Annotated in this window: 25 protein-coding genes; 9 read left to right on the forward strand and 16 right to left on the reverse strand. The window is 41.3% G+C overall.

Annotated elements, in window-relative coordinates:
* Positions 1-9 precede the first annotated feature (9 nt).
* The 3 genes from DACSA_RS03915 to DACSA_RS03920 form a co-directional block, all read right to left on the reverse strand.
* Entirely contained in the window at positions 10-957 is a 948-nt protein-coding gene (locus DACSA_RS03915) for an o-succinylbenzoate synthase (protein WP_332248600.1), read from the reverse strand.
* A gap of 132 nt (positions 958-1089) precedes the next feature.
* The gene (locus tag DACSA_RS21980; RefSeq protein ID WP_232225193.1) at positions 1090-1239 is read right to left on the reverse strand and encodes a hypothetical protein; all 150 of its coding nucleotides are present in this window, start codon (positions 1237-1239) and stop codon (positions 1090-1092) included.
* Between the two features lie 56 nt (positions 1240-1295).
* Entirely contained in the window at positions 1296-1577 is a 282-nt protein-coding gene (locus DACSA_RS03920; RefSeq protein WP_015228529.1) for a 4a-hydroxytetrahydrobiopterin dehydratase, read from the reverse strand.
* A 137-nt stretch (positions 1578-1714) separates the two neighbouring features.
* Between DACSA_RS03920 and DACSA_RS03925 the strand changes: the two genes are divergently transcribed.
* Positions 1715-2320, forward strand: a complete 606-nt coding sequence (locus DACSA_RS03925; RefSeq protein WP_015228530.1) for a tetratricopeptide repeat protein — start codon at positions 1715-1717, stop codon at positions 2318-2320.
* Positions 2321-2556: 236 nt separating this feature from the next.
* Positions 2557-2943 carry a DUF7682 family zinc-binding protein gene (locus tag DACSA_RS03935; protein WP_015228531.1) on the forward strand — a complete coding sequence of 129 codons (387 nt, stop codon included), beginning with the start codon at positions 2557-2559 and terminating at the stop codon, positions 2941-2943.
* 1447 nt (positions 2944-4390) lie between these two features.
* Here the strand turns inward: DACSA_RS03935 and DACSA_RS03940 are convergent.
* The 3 genes from DACSA_RS03940 to DACSA_RS03950 are packed head-to-tail and all read right to left on the reverse strand — an operon-like array spanning position 4391 to position 5746.
* On the reverse strand, positions 4391-5305 hold the full coding sequence (locus DACSA_RS03940; RefSeq protein ID WP_015228532.1) for a cation diffusion facilitator family transporter: 915 nt from the start codon (positions 5303-5305) through the stop codon (positions 4391-4393).
* Complete coding sequence (locus tag DACSA_RS03945) at positions 5295-5474, reverse strand: hypothetical protein (protein WP_015228533.1); 180 nt, start codon at positions 5472-5474, stop codon at positions 5295-5297. The genes DACSA_RS03940 and DACSA_RS03945 overlap by 11 nt, the downstream gene beginning before the upstream one ends.
* Positions 5471-5746, reverse strand: a complete 276-nt coding sequence (locus DACSA_RS03950) for a hypothetical protein (RefSeq protein ID WP_015228534.1) — start codon at positions 5744-5746, stop codon at positions 5471-5473. Before DACSA_RS03950 ends, DACSA_RS03945 begins: the two co-directional genes overlap by 4 nt.
* Positions 5747-5809: 63 nt before the next feature.
* Here DACSA_RS03950 and DACSA_RS20230 point away from each other — a divergent pair, with 63 nt between their 5' ends.
* Positions 5810-5953: a hypothetical protein gene (locus DACSA_RS20230; protein WP_156800641.1), complete on the forward strand. Its 144-nt coding sequence runs from the start codon at positions 5810-5812 to the stop codon at positions 5951-5953.
* Between the two features lie 12 nt (positions 5954-5965).
* On the opposite strand, the gene DACSA_RS03955 is transcribed toward DACSA_RS20230, so the two are convergent.
* From DACSA_RS03955 to DACSA_RS03970, 4 genes are all read right to left on the reverse strand, one after another.
* Complete coding sequence (locus DACSA_RS03955) at positions 5966-6238, reverse strand: ParE family toxin-like protein (protein ID WP_015228535.1); 273 nt, start codon at positions 6236-6238, stop codon at positions 5966-5968.
* On the reverse strand, positions 6235-6456 hold the full coding sequence (locus DACSA_RS03960) for a hypothetical protein (RefSeq protein WP_015228536.1): 222 nt from the start codon (positions 6454-6456) through the stop codon (positions 6235-6237). The genes DACSA_RS03955 and DACSA_RS03960 overlap by 4 nt, the downstream gene beginning before the upstream one ends.
* Before the next feature lie 208 nt (positions 6457-6664).
* The gene (locus DACSA_RS03965) at positions 6665-7051 is read right to left on the reverse strand and encodes a type II toxin-antitoxin system death-on-curing family toxin (RefSeq protein ID WP_015228537.1); all 387 of its coding nucleotides are present in this window, start codon (positions 7049-7051) and stop codon (positions 6665-6667) included.
* Complete coding sequence (locus DACSA_RS03970) at positions 7048-7245, reverse strand: hypothetical protein (RefSeq protein WP_015228538.1); 198 nt, start codon at positions 7243-7245, stop codon at positions 7048-7050. Before DACSA_RS03970 ends, DACSA_RS03965 begins: the two co-directional genes overlap by 4 nt.
* Positions 7246-7335: 90 nt before the next feature.
* Here DACSA_RS03970 and DACSA_RS20235 point away from each other — a divergent pair, with 90 nt between their 5' ends.
* Positions 7336-7542: a hypothetical protein gene (locus DACSA_RS20235; protein WP_156800642.1), complete on the forward strand. Its 207-nt coding sequence runs from the start codon at positions 7336-7338 to the stop codon at positions 7540-7542.
* Between the two features lie 27 nt (positions 7543-7569).
* Here the strand turns inward: DACSA_RS20235 and DACSA_RS03975 are convergent, their stop codons facing one another.
* Complete coding sequence (locus DACSA_RS03975; protein WP_015228539.1) at positions 7570-7869, reverse strand: CopG family antitoxin; 300 nt, start codon at positions 7867-7869, stop codon at positions 7570-7572.
* Positions 7866-8144: a BrnT family toxin gene (locus tag DACSA_RS03980; RefSeq protein WP_015228540.1), complete on the reverse strand. Its 279-nt coding sequence runs from the start codon at positions 8142-8144 to the stop codon at positions 7866-7868. Before DACSA_RS03980 ends, DACSA_RS03975 begins: the two co-directional genes overlap by 4 nt.
* A 23-nt stretch (positions 8145-8167) precedes the next feature.
* Between DACSA_RS03980 and DACSA_RS03985 the strand changes: the two genes are divergently transcribed.
* The gene (locus DACSA_RS03985) at positions 8168-8500 is read left to right on the forward strand and encodes a hypothetical protein (protein WP_041235309.1); all 333 of its coding nucleotides are present in this window, start codon (positions 8168-8170) and stop codon (positions 8498-8500) included.
* A gap of 9 nt (positions 8501-8509) precedes the next feature.
* Here DACSA_RS03985 and DACSA_RS03990 read toward each other — a convergent pair whose 3' ends face one another.
* On the reverse strand, positions 8510-8668 hold the full coding sequence (locus DACSA_RS03990; protein WP_198007627.1) for a DUF6887 family protein: 159 nt from the start codon (positions 8666-8668) through the stop codon (positions 8510-8512).
* 22 nt (positions 8669-8690) lie between these two features.
* Positions 8691-8882 carry a DUF6888 family protein gene (locus DACSA_RS03995; protein ID WP_015228542.1) on the reverse strand — a complete coding sequence of 64 codons (192 nt, stop codon included), beginning with the start codon at positions 8880-8882 and terminating at the stop codon, positions 8691-8693.
* 70 nt (positions 8883-8952) lie between these two features.
* Here DACSA_RS03995 and DACSA_RS04000 point away from each other — a divergent pair, with 70 nt between their 5' ends.
* Entirely contained in the window at positions 8953-9366 is a 414-nt protein-coding gene (locus DACSA_RS04000; RefSeq protein ID WP_041235310.1) for a hypothetical protein, read from the forward strand.
* A gap of 32 nt (positions 9367-9398) precedes the next feature.
* On the opposite strand, the gene dcm is transcribed toward DACSA_RS04000, so the two are convergent.
* Both dcm and DACSA_RS04010 read right to left on the reverse strand, forming a co-directional pair.
* A complete protein-coding gene (dcm, locus tag DACSA_RS04005; protein ID WP_015228543.1) occupies positions 9399-10454 on the reverse strand; it encodes a DNA cytosine methyltransferase in 1056 nt (351 codons plus the stop codon).
* Positions 10455-10470: 16 nt separating this feature from the next.
* Positions 10471-11523: a PDDEXK family nuclease gene (locus tag DACSA_RS04010; protein WP_015228544.1), complete on the reverse strand. Its 1053-nt coding sequence runs from the start codon at positions 11521-11523 to the stop codon at positions 10471-10473.
* A gap of 210 nt (positions 11524-11733) precedes the next feature.
* On the opposite strand from DACSA_RS04010, the gene smc reads away from it, so the two are divergent.
* From smc to DACSA_RS04025, 3 genes are read left to right on the forward strand one after another with little or no spacing between them, the layout of a single operon-like run.
* Positions 11734-15291, forward strand: coding sequence for a chromosome segregation protein SMC (gene smc, locus DACSA_RS04015; RefSeq protein WP_015228545.1), 3558 nt, complete (start codon positions 11734-11736; stop codon positions 15289-15291).
* Positions 15292-15318: 27 nt separating this feature from the next.
* Positions 15319-16377: an AccI family restriction endonuclease gene (locus DACSA_RS04020; protein ID WP_015228546.1), complete on the forward strand. Its 1059-nt coding sequence runs from the start codon at positions 15319-15321 to the stop codon at positions 16375-16377.
* Positions 16370-17905, forward strand: a complete 1536-nt coding sequence (locus DACSA_RS04025; protein WP_015228547.1) for an HsdM family class I SAM-dependent methyltransferase — start codon at positions 16370-16372, stop codon at positions 17903-17905. Before DACSA_RS04020 ends, DACSA_RS04025 begins: the two co-directional genes overlap by 8 nt.
* The last annotated feature ends 157 nt before the right edge of the window (positions 17906-18062 follow it).

Raw genomic sequence — 18062 nt, forward strand, 5'->3', positions numbered from 1 at the left:
GCTTTCTCCTCAAAACCAGTGATCAACCCCGAAACCCAAAGCGCGACGGGAAGAGAGTTTCATCGCTAATTGTAAAGCAGCTTGTCGTCCGATCGAAGTTTCCATCGCGGAAGAGAACACTAAATCAAGGAAATATTGCTCACACAATTGCTGTAGATAACGAGGAGACCCTGCGATCGCACACTTTACCACAAATATTCCTCGCCAACCGTTTTCATAACAAGTTTCTAATTGTCGCAATGTTCCCACTGATTCATCTAAGGCTAAAGGCGTGGAAAATGTCGTCGCCAATTCCAGCATCATTGGGAATTGTTGAGGAGGAAGCGGTTGCTCTAAAAATTCCACTTTTCCACAAGCATCAGCTAAAGTTAGCCATTGTTTCGCTTCTGCTAAGGTTAAACCTGCATTGGCATCAAGACGAATTTGGGTTGAATCTGGAAGCAAATTCAGTAACTGTTCAAACCAAGATAATTCCTCCTGTAAAGAGAAGACCCCAATTTTCCATTTAAATGTCTGGTGTCCTTTTTCCCAACCGATTTGCCATTGCTTTAAAGCGTCTTTTCCTGGGGGAAGTAAACAGCTTAACTGTAAATGATCTTCATTGATTTTAGCAGCAGAAAACCCAGCTAATGCGGACTCAAAAGCAAACTGACAAGCGGGGAATTGTTCGGGAATCTGATTGATTTCAGTTTCAGTAATTCCTTGTGAGTATTGGGAACAAAATTTTTGAGCTTGCTTGAGAGTTTCTGAACCAAAATTAGGAAGCGGCGCAATTTCTCCATAACTAATATTTCCCTCAGCATCCTTTAAGGAAATAATGATTCCTTCTCGAATTTTCCATTCTCCATGACTGGTTTTTAAGGGTTGGCGAAAAGGATAGTTATAGTTAGTGATTGCAAGTTGGTATTTAATGGTTTTTACGCCTCCAAAACCCCCAATTCTGGGGGCAAAATTGATTTTTTTTTACGCCCCCAACCCCCAATTCTGGGGGCAAAATTGATTTTTTTTTACGCCCCCAACCCCCAATTCTGGGGGCAAAATTGATGATTTAATTAGGGCTTACTGAATAAACCTAAAACCTTTATCCAATCAGCTTTTAAGGCTCTTAATTCTTTGAAAAAGTGCAAGGGATAAATGGGAGACAAGGGAGACAAGGGAGACAAGGGAGCGATTTTTCTCCCCCATCTCCCCCATCTCCCCCATCTCCCCCATCTCCCCCATCTCCCCCATCTTCCCCATCTTGCCTCTTGCCTCTTGCCTTACTACACCGAAAACATGAACTTTTTCAGCAAACCCTAATTAATTGCGGAAATGGTACGAGCGAGATTAAAGTCTTTTTCGGTTAATCCTCCAGCGTCATGGCTGGTCATTTTAATAATAACGGTATTGTAGGAGATTTCTAAATCAGGATGGTGTCCAGCATTTTCTGCTGGTTCAACTAATTTATTGACAAATTCTACGGCTTCGGGAAAGCCTTTAAATTTACGAGTACATTTAATGAATTTTCCCTCTTGTGTCCAATCTGAAAGTTCGTTGAGTTGAGTTTGAATGTCGTTTTCGCTCAGTAGTTGTGCCATAGTTGGTTTCAGTTAAGTTTATGTTATTGATAACGCCAACCACAATTTAGAAGCGTTAAGTTTCCTTTGTCTCCCCTCCTAAGATAGAAGTTTGATTTGTTAAGCTCAGAAGAGTCGTATTTTGATGTCAAATCACTATGTTTTATTTGCTTCGTTTTCCAGTTTTAGTTGCTGGTTTGGTTTTTATGACTTTAACTGGCTGTGATCAACAAATTTCCTCTTCTTCCCCAGAAAAGGTTAAAGAAGCGGAAACGCTTTCTCCAGAAAAAGAAAAAGAAGTCAAGACTTTAATGACACAAGGGAATCAAAACGTGGCTTCTGGTAACTATGAAAGCGCGATCGAGGCGTTCGATCAAGTTCTTGCGATTGACAAAAATCATGTTCAGGCTTTAACCCAACGTGGGGTAGCGCGATCGCGATCAGAAGACTATAGTGGCGCACTGGCGGATTATAATCGAGCCTTAGCGGTTGATTCTGAAGCCTATGAGGTGTATTATAATCGAGGGATTGTGCAGGCTCGTCTCGAAGACCATGAAAGCGCGATCGAGGATTTTACGAAGGCGATCGAGCGCAAACCTGATTTTGCACCTGCCATTGGGAATCGCGGTTTTGCTCACGCCGAATTAGAAAATTATATCGCGGCGATCGAGGATTTGGAAACCGCAGCGGAACTGTTTAAAGAAAGCGGTAATAAGCGCACTTCCTATCGTCTCCGACGAGCCGCCCATTATATTCAACCTTAACTTTTTCTTAATGCTCTAATTTCCCTCTAAATCTGAATCATAGCGTTTTCTTCCCGATTTTTTTTCAGAAAAACGTAAAATCATACAATTTTGTGTCCTGTTAAAGATTACGATTAAGAAATGAGTAGCACTCTTTCTCCCCGACTGAAAGCTGGCTTTAACCATTAAGTCATCTTTAATCGTCTTCTCAGAGAGGGTGAACTTTCTGTCGTTAGTATTAATAGGAGGCACAAAACATGGCAAGAAGAAAGAAAAAATTTCCTTGTGGACATCAAGGATACGGACAAATCTGTCATAGATGCGAACAAAAAGAGACCGATCGCATCAGAAGGAAAAATCAGCGTCAGGCTTGGGAAGAAAGTTTCAGAAACGATCCCATTGACTTAACCACCCTTCCCAAAAACGTAGTTGTGAAAGCGCGACGAATCATTTCCCAACTCAGACAAGATAGTAACTATCGACGGTTTAAAGGAAAGCGATTGCGTCACAATCGGTTTATCATCAGTATTCCCGTTAACAGAGACTATCGTTTAATCTGTCGTGATCAAGGCAGCCAAGTCATTCCCGAAGCTGTCGTGTCCCATCAGGATTATAACGTTTGTAAGCCTGGAAGCGCCAAGTGATTAGGACTTATTTCCTTGATGAGATAAGAGAATTTCCAGACAAAACGTAGGTTGGGTGGAGCGTAGCGAAACCCAACAAGAATTATAATACCATTTTGGAAGTGCGACACGATGTTGCATTTAGAGAGTGAGTCCCTCAGAAAGACTCTGCCCAAGTGTGCATGGGTATTCCCGCTCCCAACTGCGTCGCTGGTAACGGTGGGGTGGAAAGCAGGGAGTTAAGTGTAACTATATCCTAAGTATGACTCGCCAGAAAGGGAATAAGTGCTAGGGAAAGTTCAATATGGTGAACTAACGTGAAGTGTTCGATGAGCCGTCGTAATGGTAGTCCCTATAAGTTAAGGTGAGCGTGCCGAGCGAGTAGTAAAATAGGGTTGATTAGCCACGAAAGCGAGAGCAAGTAGTGGGTTGTCAAGGGCAACGGTAAGAAGTCTCCTCTTCCAATGGAGTCTCGGAGGTCTATCCCTAAAGCATGGATAGACTAGCACACCATAAACCCTCGGCGGATAGAACACCACCTAAGTTGAGCGTATCTCTCAAATGTGAAACGTGGGTTTGCCCAATGGGGTCTGGTTTACCAGTAGGCTAACCGTAAGGGAGGCACAATTCCCCAGTGGGTATGGGACAGTCCAAAAAGCAAACGCCGTCTGCTGATTCCGTGCAGTTTCTTCTCCGACGACCTGACTTCGGATAACCGATAATCGGATTGGACAAGCAGGAACTTGAAAGCATGAGGAAAACCCTTCGGGGTATAACTTGACGGATAAGGGTTCAAAATTTGCCCTACCTGAAAGGGGAGCTAACTTGGACACGGGTGAGTCAGTAACTCGAACGATTAATTGGAACGTCTTAAAAGTCGCGCGAAAAGTTAGATTACCATATGGTAAACGTAAGTGCGAGCGGTTTAACTAACCTTGACAAGTACAAAGACAGTCTATTAGGGTCTGCTCTTGCTTGAGCCGTGTGCGGTGAAAGTCGCACGCACGGTTCTGAGGGGGGAAGGGGAGAGTAATCTCCCTAACCTACCCGACAAGCCAAGTTACAATCAATCCCTCCTAACCCCCCTTTGAAAGCAGGGCTGTTTCATTCTCGGGGTCAAAATTGAAGGCGATCGCCTGAACCTCTTACTGTACGTTCGATCGAAGCCTTTTTCTTACTTTTTGACTAATTCATAAGAAAAAAGAGTCCTGAAATCTCCCCCATCTCCCTTGTCTCCCTTGTCTCCCCCATCTCCCTACCTCCCTTAATTTCAAAAGAATGAAACAGCCCTGCCCTTTGAAAGGGGGGAACAAGTTACAATCAATTCCCCCTAACCCCCCTTTGAAAGGGGGGAACAAGTTACAATCAATCCCCCCAAACTCCCCTTATTAAGGGGGTTTAAGTAGTCACTTCTACTCGTTGTCAAAGGTTGGGGAAAAATCAAGATTTATCCCACCTTAGCAAGTTATCAAATAACTGAAGCCGCCTCCACAAAAATTCGTTTAATTTCTTGATGAGATTCGCGAATTTTTTGTTCAATCCGTCGCGTGGCGGCTTCAATTTCATCAGAAGACAGTTCATCCTTAAATTCAATATTTAATGCCAACAGAATGTCAGTGGGGCCAAGATGAAAGGTAATCGGCGCTTCCATTTTAGACACCGCTTGATCGGATTGAACAATGGTTTTAATGCTTTCTCTAATTTCTGGTGAAGCACTTTCTCCGAGTAAGAGTTCTTTGGTTTCTACGACAAGAAGGATGGCGACAATTGTTAAAATGATCCCGATCGAAATAGAAGCAACACCGTCATAAATCGGATTTTGGGTGATTTCACTAAGAAAAACGCCAGCCAACGCTAATCCTAGTCCCACTAAAGCGGCAAAATCTTCAACAATTACAATAAAAGAACTGGGGTCTTTACTTTGACGAATCGCTTTCCAAAGTCCGATATTTTTTCGCGGGTAATTTTGGTTAAATTCTCGAATCGAAACATATAAAGCCGTTCCCTCGAAAAGAGCAGCCACCCCTAACACAATATAACTCACCATCGGCGATCGAGAGGCTTGGGAATGTTGAAAACTATTGATTCCCTCATAAATCGAAACTCCTCCTCCCAAAGCAAAAATTAACACAGCGACCAATAACGACCAAAAATAAATCTCTTGGGAGTAACCGAGGGGATGTTGTTCATCTGCTGCCATTTTGCTTCGTTTCAAACCGTATAAAAGCAAGACTTCATTGGTGGAATCGACAACAGAATGAATCCCTTCCGAAAGCATAGCAGAACTGCCACTGATGGCAGCACCAACAAATTTGGCAATTCCAATACCAATATTCGCAGCCAGTGCAGCATAAATTGAGGTTTTAGAAGATTCAGATGTCATAAAATTTAAGTAAAATTAAAATCAGGAGGTTTAGCAGAATAGGCGAGAATCCTTCGACAGGCTCAGGAACTAAACAACGATCGCGCCTTCCTCCTCTTCCCAAAGATGAGTTTCTAACCACAAGGGGAAGCGTGGCTTCACGACGTAAATTGACCACTCCGTAAATCATTGATTCTTTTGCAGACTCCGCGCTCCAAAATGATAAACGGCACGGGGCCCGATCCGAATTCCCCAAGGTTGAGCGTCAGGATGACGTTGATATAATTGAGCGGTTGCAGCCATGACTGTTTCCGCAACCTCAAACTCTCCAGTTTCGATATCGATCGCGACAATTTTCCCTTCGTTTCCCGGCTCCACCTGCTGCCGAATCCCATTTTCATAAAGTTCTTGCCCACGGTTCGCTAACTCTTTTTTACTGTAACGTCGCTGGCGAACTGACATCGTGTTACCCTCAACTTCAACGCCCTCTATTGTACTACTCCATTAACCTTTAAATGATGGATTGTGCAACAGGACAAGGGAACAACACCACGCGATCGCGCTTCCTCCTCTTCCCACAAACACGCGATCGCGCTTCCCTACCCTTCTCCAAACAGCGATCGCCTCCATTCACTTCACATTAGTTACTATTTAAGTGCTAGGTTTTAATAAACTCCATCCTTATAAGTTTTTCAGCAATTTATCATATTCGCTATGTGAGCCAATCCAAAACCAAACGATTGTATCTGATGTTTTCAGCACTCCTACCGCACGCCAACCAATTCCGACTCTGATCGAATACAAAGGTTCTTGAGTGTTGAGTTTCTTAAATTCTAAACTAGGATGTGTTGGATTTTCCTTCCAGAGTTTATAATTCTTCCGTGCCGTCTTTTTGACTCTCTCAGGTAATTGAGCAAAACGTTGGACGAAATCATTAGTTAGTTCGGACTTCATAGTTCATCAAAGCCCATCTCCTTAGTTTTCCCCTCGAAAGAATCATTTAAGGCTTGACGGGCTAATTCATCTAGAGAAGAACTTTGACGTTGAGATAACGTCTTTTGCCATTGAAGCTCGCTTTTAATATCTTCAATCATTTGTTTAGCTAGTTCATCTTGAAGATGTTCTGGTAAATTTTGAGCTTTATTGAAGGCTTCTGTTAATAAATTAGTCATGTTCTCGCTTCTATAAAAAATATCTCTTGTTTTTCTTGATCATATCGCGCCTCTCTCCTTCCGCAAACAGCGATGTGGCGAAGCCACCGCGAGTGCGAGCATCGCGCCTTATCTAGACGACGAAAGGATGCTAACGACCAAGAGAAGCGGTAGCAAACAACTTTGGCAGCCTCGCCAATATCTCTCAACCGTCCGCTTCATTGGCTAGTTAGATGGCAGTTGTGTTCTGCTGCAACCATTCTACAAATACCTCACGCTCTAATTTGCCCGATGCGATCGCCAACACCATACGCTCTTGTTCATCCACAGAGCCGTTAATTTCCAGCCCATTCAGAACAAGAAAAGTCTCCGTCGCGGCATGACCTGTACGTTTATTTCCATCTACAAATGGATGATTCATGATGATTGAAAACCCTAATGCTACTGACTTCTCCAGCAAATTTGGGTACAGATCCTCTCCGCCAAACGTCATTCGAGGCTGGGCAATCGCTGATTCCAACAACCCCAGATCTCGGATACCCAATGTTCCACCAGATTGTTCAAGAATTTTGCGATGTAGCTCTAATACCTCAATTAATGTCAAATAGCGGATCATGCCAAACGCCGATATAGTTCAGCGTTTTTTTCCAACACATAATCGGCTGCATTAACGAAATCGCCTTTTTGTAGATTTAGCCAATCCTCTAGGCTTGCCTTCAAAAGCACTTCAGTTGCAATGCCATGCACTCTTGCTAAATTCTGTAGCTTTTGGAATTGGCTGTCTGAAAGATCGATTGTAATATAAGTCACAGCTACCACTCTCCGAATGTTTCTAGGTCAAGTTTAACATTCACTCCTAACCGATAATCTCGCTTCCCCCTCCTTCTCCAAAACAGCGATGTGGCGAAGCCACCGCTCTCCGAGCATCGCGCTTCCCTTCCCAAACAACGATCGCGCTCCCCTCTCCTTCTCCAAAACAGCGATGTGGCGAAGCCACCGCTCTCCGAGCATCGCGCCTCCCTTCCCTTCCCAAACAGCGATCGCGCCTTCCTCCTCTTCTCAAACAGCGAGGCTCTACAGATCGATCTCAGACTGATGTGCTTTTAACTAATTAGTTTTGTCTAGATTTTCCAGTTAATCTGGGTTAAGCGATTTGTTAGCTGTAGTATCATATAAGCTACCAGATACGTACTTATGAAGGATGCTCGATACAAGTGTTTGATAGGGGATACCTTCCTCTAATGCACGCCTTTGTAAGGCTTCTAGATCACGTGAGGAGATGCGAATATTGATGCGTTTATCTTTTTTGAATGTCTCTTCAGCAGCTTTCGCAAGTTCCTCTTTTCGCTGTGGCGTGACAACAGACTTAAGCTCTCCTGCTTCGAAATCACGCAGAATCTCTTTTTCTTCCGCATTTAGTTTCATTTGACTCATGAATTGCCTCCAAGGTATTGTTTGGTTGCTTTTCTACTGGGAATCACCGTTTTTAAAAAGATTTCATCATCATTTTCTACGTATGGGACTAAATAGGCATATTCATCAACCTCTACAACAAATATCCGTTGACTTGGATATTTAACTTGGTTGGGGTGTTCAATATCGTCCAGCAATCGTCCCTTTTGTATGTTAAACAAAATATCCTCAAAAGATATCTGACGGTCTTCTATAAGTTGCTGATTTTTTTGGGAGTTCCAGTTGAAAGGCTTCATGAGGTTGAGTTTAACAGATATGTGTGCTTATTGGCATCATTTCTAGTCGCCTTCTCCAACAAGACTTCATTAAAACACGCGATCGCGCTTCCCTCTCCTTTCCAAACAGCGATCGCGCCTCCCTCTCCTTCTCAAAAACAGCGCTCTCCTCTCCTTCCCTTTCTCAAAAACAGCGATCGAGCTTTCCTACCCTTCTCCAAAACAGCGCTCGCGCCTCCTCCCCTTTCCACACAAACAGCGATCGCGCCTTTCCTCCCTTCCACATCAACACCGAGGCTCTACGGCTCAGTCTGGAGACCTACGCGCTTTTGGGGTTGGCGAAAAAGTTATTAGAATTATTAATTCAGAGACTTTAAGGTCTGGAATCAATCAATGTTTTTATTCTCTATTTCGCTTTCTCGCCAGGCTTTGAAAGCACGAGCAGCAGCTTTATCGTTTTCGTCAAGTCCTCGGCTTAAGATTTCGCGAAATGCTTCTTCGTCCTGTGTTTCTCGAAAGTAGGCTCGTAGCTGCTGGTTTGTCATGGACTTAATATTAGGTTTAGGATTAGCCATCTGATAGCACGTCTCCTTTTGCAGTAATTAAAAAAAAGCGTTCGTCTTCAACACCAAATTGGACATATAAATGGTGTGGCGGTCTCTCGTCTATTCTAACAATAGTGATTGGTTCTTTGAGATATTCTGTAAGCCAGTGGGTTACTTCATAAAGTTGCTCAATCTGTGCAGGTGTTGGCTTCATGAGTCAGTGCTAGTAGATATCAGAGGGTCACTCAACAGTTTAAGAATATCACAGTTTCAACCGTCTCTAGGTGCACTCACGTCTGAATTCTAAACGCGATCGCGCTTCCTCCCCTTTTCCAAAACAACGATCGCGCTCTCCTCTCCCTTCCCACAAACAACGATCGCGCCTCCTCTCCTTTCTCAAAACAGCGATCGCGCTTTCCTCTCCATTTCACACAAACAGCGATCGCGCTTCCCTCTCCTTCCCAAACAGCGATCGCGCTCTCCTCTCCCTTCCCCAAAACAGCGATCGCGCTTCTCTCCTCTTCCCCAAAACAACGATCGAGCTTCCCTCCCCTTCCAGACAAACAGCGATCGCGCCTCCTCCTCCTTCCCAAACAGCGATCGCGCCTCCTCCTCCTTCCCAAACAGCGATCGCGCTTTCCTCTCCATTTCACACAAACAGCGATCGCGCCTCCCTCTCCTTCCCAAACAGCGATTAGCTAGTTTACCTTTCTAGCTTTCAGAAAAAATACTATAGTAGCGCTAATTCCTTTTGTATAAATTGTTCTTGATAATCTTCAGGATATAACTGTTTTTTCTTTTGAGTAATTACTTGATCAAGATCAACTTTTTTAAACTCTTTTTGTTGCTCGGTTAAATCAATATAGCTCAACATTTTTTGAGCGATTGCCCTGATGACAGACACTGGAACACTATTCCCAAATTGCCTCCAAGCCTGACAATCACTAACTGGTATCACAAAAGATTCAGGAAAACCTTGCAATCTGGCACATTCTCTGGGAGTTAATACTCTAGGATTTTTATTGGCTTGTTCTACTAAAACTTCTGACCCATCTTTATAATACCTAGCTGATATTGTACGAGTATAGGAACTGTTTCTATTAACTAATGAAAAACCAAAACCATTTCCTCTTTTTCGATGTGCTTTCTTTCTATTTTGATGTCCCTCCCACATTCGGTCTGTTATGGTGTACTTCTCATCAACTTCTTTCTCTAAGAGATCACCAACTTTTGCCGTTAATTCTATAGGCTTTGGAAAATCAAAGATTAAATTTTTGTTGTTTTTGTCTTGGAAACCAACAATAAAAATTCTTTCTCGTTTCTGGGGTAAATTAAAGTCTGTCGCTGATATAATCTTCCAAGAAACAACATAGTTTAGCTTTTCTAATACATAGAGGATCATTTGTAAAGTTCTTCCTTTATCATGTCCTCTTAAACCTTTGACATTTTCTAATAAAATAGCTTGCGGTCGATGATCATTGAGAATCTTGGCAACCTGAAAAAATAATTGACCTCTTTCATCTTGAAACCCTTGTTTTCGACCCCCTTGAGAGAAGGCTTGGCAAGGAAATCCTGCTAATAATAGATCATGGTATGGAATAGAATCAGCAGATAGTTTTGTTATATCTCCTGTAGGCATTTCGCCAAAATTAGCTTCATAAGTTCTTTGACAATGCTTATCAATCTCTGAACTGAAAACACACTTTCCACCTAATTCTTCAAAAGGAATACGCATTCCACCAATACCAGCAAACAGATCAATGAATTTTAATTGTTTTTTCTCCATTTTCCAATTATTTTAGTTATTCTAGGTTAGATAAGGTTTCTTTAGTGAATTGTGTAGCAGGAAAGATACCTTCATTTTTTTTCATGAAAGGACTCTCATTATACACTTCATCAGCGACGAATACATAGACACCATGCTGTCTAATATTTTTTAGCTTATCCTCTGTTATGTCTATGCCTAAAGTTACATCTATCATAATATCAAGTTGTGACATTTGTGATGTTTTAATAAACTGCTTGTATCTTTCTCTAACAGTACGTTTAGCACTTAGACCGTAAGTCTTACCATTTAAAGTAAAGTGAAAGTCAAATTCGGTTGATTTATCTTCTTTATCATGTGTCTGTTCTGTATAATCACGAATGTTCTGAGACTCTAGAACTTTTTTTATCCTATCTTCGTAATTAGAACCTGCACCTGTTTTTATGGATTGACTTACTGATTCTGTAGTAATCAAGGAGAACATTTGATTAACACAAATTCCTGCTTCTTTTAATTTATTATAATCTTTTTTCATGCTTTCTAAAAATTCTTTAGTTCCTTCGGAATCCATAGTTAGCTTATTATTATCAAATTTTTCAAAAAAAATATACGTTAACAGAGAAGCCTTTACTCTTTTGGTAAAAGGATATTTTTTGCTGTAAAAATCATACTCTAGCGATAAAGGATGAGCTTTGCTTTTCAAGAGTTTACTATAATCACTCATACGAGCTATCGAAAGCATTAAATCTTTTATTTCCATTAATTTTAAAGAAAATTTATACATCACAAATCTTTCTTCTGTTTTAATTGTATGTGCCAGCAAATTCATTGCTCCTTTTTTATTAACATTAAGGTTTAAATCTTTACCTAAAATATAATTTATAATATCTTTAGTTGTTGATTCCCAAGTAGTCCCTATATTTTCATGATATACAATAATCTCTGTTAAGAGTTTTTGACGTTGAGTAGCACTAAACCCATTTGTCCCATTCATTTCTTTCAAATAAGTATAAAAGTCAGTATTTACCTCAAGCTGTTCATTTGTAAGCATTTTTTCTATCTCTAAGTCTTCTAATTTTAGATTTTTCATTCTTTCCTGTAATAAAGAGATATGTTAAATCTGGATATTGTAGCACTTGGTTTACGTAAAATCAAACAGAAGGAGTATAACTCAAGTGCTTAGATTTCGCTCTTGATTTCATTTTGTCTCTGTTAAGCTATAAACTACGATTACAAGGAACGATGCCTTCGGCGGTTCGCAAGCGAACAACGCGCTCCAATTCCCGTTAAAATATGGGTTATGGTTCATGTAAAACGTCTAGAGTTATCGCGGTTCAAGTCGTTTGGTCAGACGACACAAATTCCCCTGTTACCTGGGTTTACAGTGGTTTCGGGCCCCAATGGGTCGGGAAAATCAAACATTCTCGATGCGCTATTATTTGCGTTGGGATTAGCCAGTTCGCGGGGAATGCGTGCCGATCGACTCCCTGATCTCGTCAACCATAATCAGAATAACGGCAAAGGACGGGCGGAGACAACCGTTAAAGTTACTTTTGAATTGGATGATGAGACAGAATGGTCGGTGGCGCGTCGCTTGCGAGTGACGAAGGAGGGAAGTTATGCGTCAACCTTCTACATTAATGATGAAACTTGTACTCAAAGCAAACTCCATGAACAACTGCGAGAACTGAGAATTTATCCTGAAGGCTATAACGTGGTGTTACAAGGGGATGTCACTCGTATTATTAGCATGAATGGACGCGAACGACGAGAAATTATTGATGAGTTGGCGGGAGTGGCGGAGTTCGATCGAAAAATTGGTAAAGCCAAAGAAACCCTTGAAACCGTCAAAGAGAAAGAGGAACGCTGTCGCATTCTCCAACAAGAATTAATTAAAACACGCGATCGCGCAGCCAGTGAACGCAACAAAGCGGAAAAATATCGTCAACTGAAAGCCGAAATTCAACAGAAACAGCAATGGGAAACGGTTTTGGAATGGAAGGCAATACAACAGCAAATCGACAGCTTACAGGGCGAAATAACAGGGAATGAGGAAACGTTAGCCCAACTCAACCAGACCATAGAAACCACCGAAACCCAAATTCAAGAAGCGACGCAAAAACTCGATGAGTTGAACGCCCAAGTGAAAGCATTGGGGGAAGATGAACAGTTGGAAGCAACCTCGAAACTGGCGACGCAAAAAGCCCAACAAGAACAACTCCAACAGCGAGAAACGGAGTTAGACCAAACCTTACAGGAGACGCAAACTGTCCAAGCAGAGACTCGCAACCAATTACAAGAACAGCAAACTCGTTTACAAACATTGCAGCAAGAACTGGAAGACTTAACCCAGAAACAGATTCAACAGTTACAGGAAACTCAGCATACTGCTGAGACTAGATTAGCAGAAAGTCGGGAACAAGCCAACGCGATCGCGTCCGCATCGGAAGAATGGATACAACAGCAAACCCAACTCAGCCAACAGATCAATCAACTCCAAATCAGTTTAAACCCGCAACGCACCGAACAAGCACAACTCCAAGAACGAGAAACCCAACTCCAGCAGAAAATCGAAGAACAACAAACGACTCTTTCTACCATTACCCCTGAACTGGAAAGCAAACAGCAAACCTCCCAACACCTCGAACAAGAAGTGAACCAACTTCAGCAACAAGTCCAACAGTTAGCGCAGCGCTTGAGTAACGCAGAAGAGGAAAAGAAACTCCAACAAGCCACGCAAACCCGTCTCTTACAGGAACAACGAGACAAACAACGGAAGTTAGACAAACTTGAAGCCACCCAAGAAGCGGAACAACAAGCACAGGGGACGTATGCCACTAAAATCATTTTACAGGCAAACCTGCACGGTGTCTGTGGATTAGTCGCGCAACTGGGACAGGTTGAACCCCGCTATCAACTCGCTTTAGAAACCGCAGCCGGGGGAAGACTTGCTCACATTATAGTTGAAGATGACAGAGTGGGCGCACAAGCGATTCAACTCCTGAAAGAGAAACGGGGAGGACGAGCAACTTTTCTCCCGTTAAATAAAATTCAAAGGCAACGTCAAAACATGACCGCAGCGTTGCGTTACGCCAACGGGTTTATTGATTATGCTGTAAACTTAATCGAGTGCGAACCTCGCTATCAAGTTATCTTTGCATTTATCTTCGGAAACACGGCTGTCTTTGAAACTTTAGAGAAGGCACGTCCGCATCTGGGAAAAACTCGTATCGTTACCTTAGAGGGAGAAATTTTAGAAAGCAGTGGCGCGATGAGTGGGGGAAGTCGCAGCACTCGCTCTAGTCTTCATTTTGGCACAGCAACGGAGACAGAATCGGAGGAAATGCGAGAATTGAAAGCACGATTAGCGGAGATTGAGGATATCTTAGCAGTTTGTGAGCCAAAAATCCAAAACGCGATCGCGCAAAGTGAACATCTTACCCAACAACTCAACGAAACCCGTCAGCAATACCAAGAACAGCAATGGCATTATAACCAAACTCAGCAAGAAATCGATCGTCTCAGCAAACAGCAACAGCAACTCAGCCAACAACTGCGTCAGAATGAACAAGAGTTCATGGAACTACAGGGACGTTTAGAACTCCTTGCCAATAGCATTCCCCAACAAGAAACAGAATTAATCCAACTGCAAGCAGAATTAGCTGATCTCGAAGCCAGTCACAGCAACAGCCAATGGCAGGAGATACAACATATTATTAAACAACAGGAAGCGGAATTAAAGCAAGCAGAAACCGCCCTCAATGAAGCGAAACAGCAACAGCAGCAACGAGAAACCGAACAGCTACGCTTACAGGAAAAGATTACCACCTCTGAGCAGCGTTTGAGGGAGTATGATGGGAAAATCAGGGAGATTGAGGAACAGAAAGCAAGTATCAAGGTACAACAGGGAGCAATTGCGGATAAAATTGCGGAAACTGAGGGAATTATTGCTCAATTACAGGCAAAATTAGGTAAATTAAAAGAGGAGCGCGATCGCGCCGAGAAAACCCTCCGTTCCCATCAACGCCAACAAGACAAACAAACTTGGAAACAGCAAAAACTCCAAGAAACCCTCAGCGAACAACGGGAAAAACTGGCTACCCTGCGAAGCCAACACCAAGAAAAAGCCAATAGTCTTCCCCAACCCCTTCCAGAGATACCAGAGTTAGTCGCAGAAACCGACAGCGAAACCATCACCTTCGCCAACTACAGCGAACAACTCGCCCATCTCCAAGAGACACTGCGCCATAAGCAAAAACGCCTCCAGGACATGGAACCAGTGAATATGCTGGCGTTGGAGGAATACGAAAAAACCCAAGCGCGTCTGGATGAAATGACGGAAAAACTGAACACCTTAGAAGGGGAACGCAACGAACTCCTCCTTCGCATCGAAACTTTTACCACGCGACGCATTGAAGCCTTTAACGAAGCCTTTAACGCCGTCAACGAAAACTTCCAAACCATCTTCGCCACTCTTTCTCAGGGGGATGGTCATCTCCAACTAGATAAACCCGACGACATCAGCAACGCCAACTTAAATCTTATCGCGCACCCCAAAGGAAAACCTGTCCAACGGTTACATTCTATGTCTGGGGGAGAAAAATCATTAACCGCGCTGAGTTTTATTTTCGCCTTACAGCGCTATCGTCCATCTCCTTTCTATGCGTTTGATGAAGTGGATATGTTTTTAGATGGTGCGAACGTCCAACGCCTAGCGAATATGATTCAACAGCAAGCGCAACAAGCGCAGTTTATTGTGGTGAGTTTACGTCGCCCCATGATTGAAGCCTCCATGCGAACCATTGGCGTTACACAAGCCAGAGGCGCTTATACGCAAGTCTTAGGGATTAAACTCTAGAATTAGAATCTCACTATCTAAAAAACTATGTACAAAGAGGAAATTCAAAACTTAATAGACAAATTACCAGTTGAGGTAAATACTGAAATACAGCTTAATAATCGTCCACCAACAATGGCTAACTCAGAATTCTTGACCAATAAAGAGCAAGGAGACTGGGCTGAAAAAATTGTACTTCACGCAATCAATGAAAATTTAAAAGAATATATTGCTGTTGAATACGGACGTTCTGATTCTATTGCTGCGGGAGATGATGGGTTTGCAGAGTTTTATCTAGAGTACCAAGAAGAGTTAAATCGAATTGGGAAGAAACCTGATCTATTAATTTTTAAGAAATCAGACTTTCCTCGTGAGAAAATTGATCTCAATGATGAGAGCATTATTCAGAAAGCAGTTGCTGCGCTAGAAATTAGATCAAGCTCATTTCTAGTAGAACAATACAATAAGTTTATGGGAAAAAGGCAAGAAGAAGCAATTGCTGAATGTCTCCGTCTCAAAACTATAATCATGGAAGAACCCTATTACTCACTTCTTGAAAGAAAAAATAAAACTATCTTTCAAATGCTCAAAAATTCAACAGTAGATACATTTAGGGACATAGACTTTAGGCTTCCTTCTTGGTCTGTAACCGAACAATTAAGAGAACTCAAAGAACTCCTTAAAGAACTAAAATCTAACATCAAGATACTTCACAAAAGGGATTACTTAAGCATTACCCCTAAAGTTGAAGATATAGCATTAGTCAACAGATGGATACAGACCTATAATGTAAAACACTACTACTTGCAAGTATTCTTTGATAAAGCATATTTAATTTCCTTCAAAAATATTTTAGAATTAATTAGTAATGATGAAGAAGAAGAGACTAACTTTTCAATTGAAAGAGATGTGAAAAACCAACAAAAAACTACAATTAAGGTGAATGTCAAAGTAGGGAAAGAAATTTTAGGTAAAATTGATATGCCTAATCATACCTCTGCCATGAAAGAACTGACACGGGGAAGGCTGCTATTTTATGTTACCTTTAATGGCGGAAAAGGCTACTTAGATCAAGAGATATTTATGAAGGATTTAATTCATGGATGAGTTAGCTTACACTAAAAACACTCCCCTTAGTTATCGTAAAAAATTCGGTCAGTTTTTCACCCCCAGAAAAATTGCTGATTTAATGCTGAATTGGGTTATTCAAGATCATCCCCAGTCAATTCTTGATCCTGCTTTTGGTTTAGGGATTTTTTATGATTCATTAAACTCTCTTCCAAGTAAAAATGAAATACATTATTTTGGCTACGAAATTGATCCCAAGATTATTCATAGTTTATCCATCAAGAAAACAAATAACCTAACCATCTATCTAGAAGATTATTTAGAAGCAAAACAAAATAAATATGATGCTATTATTTGTAACCCTCCCTATCTAAAATTTCAGAATTTTGTCAATCGTCATCAGGTTGTTCCTGAACTAGAGAAAACGTTTAATCTTAAATTCAATGGTTACTCAAACATTGCATCAGTTTTCTTATTAAAATCATTGCAAGAAATTAACCCTGAAGGAAGAATGGCATACTTGATGCCTTTTGAATTTTTTAATACTGGCTATGGCAAAATTGTAAAAGAAGAACTGCTAAAAACGGGCTTTCTCAAACAAATTGTTATTTTTGAAAATGAAAAAGATATTTTTGCCGAGGTGACGACAACAATCTGTCTAATTTTATGTAAAAATGATCGTCAAAAAGCACCAATTAAAGTGGGGAAAATAAATGAACTAAGCCAAATTAATAAACTTGAAGACTTCAACAGCTATTTTCAGTATAAAATTTCTCCTGATGAACTTCCTTATGAGAAAAAATGGTCTTATCTTATCTCATCGCGATACCAAGAATTGATCATTCCCAAAGGACTCGCTAAAATTAGTGATTATGGAAAATTTGTCAGAGGAATAGCCACAGGAGCAAATGAGTTTTTCGCCTTAAACCAAAAGCAAGTCAATGATCTAGAAATTAATTCTAATAATCTGCTCAAGTGTTTAACGAAAAGTTCGCAAGTTAGACAATTCGTTTTTTGCGAAAAGGATTATAAAAATCTTTTAGAACTTGGTTATCCTGTGATGTGTCTCAATGTTCAAGAACCCGATAATCAAAACATCAAAAAATACTTAGAATATGGTGTCAGTCAAGGATTTAATAGCAGATATTTAACCAAACAAAGAAAACCTTGGTATAAGTTAGAGCATCGCTTACCAGCACCGATTCTGGCTGGTGTTTTTAATCGAGGAAGATTGAAAGTTATTAGAAATTTTACTAATGCGATTAACTTTACCTGTTTTCATGGTTTCTACCCTAATTTATTCGGTGATCGATATCTAAACCGTTTATTTGTTTATTTAATTAGCGATTTAGGACAGAAAATATTAATGACAAATAAGCGACAATATGGCAATAATTTAGATAAATTTGAGCCGAGAGACCTTAATGAAGGGAATTGTCCCACGATCGCGCAGTTTGAGCAAGTATTAGAATCAGACGCGATCGAGATTATTGAAATAGCAAAAACTAACGAAAAAGAAGCAATCAAACAAGCTGATGCAATGGTCAAAGTGATACTAAACTATTAGCAAAAGCCAACTCTATCAAATAGCGCGATCTTAGACAAGCTAGTGACTGTTCCCGACTATCAAAGTTTAATGTTTCCCCTAAATGGCGCGATCGCGCCTTTAATAAATCCAAAACTCACTGCGCGACTGCGCGGAAAGCGAAGCACAGGCGTAGCCT

Source organism: Dactylococcopsis salina PCC 8305 (genome assembly GCF_000317615.1).
Taxonomy (GTDB): domain Bacteria; phylum Cyanobacteriota; class Cyanobacteriia; order Cyanobacteriales; family Rubidibacteraceae; genus Halothece; species Halothece salina.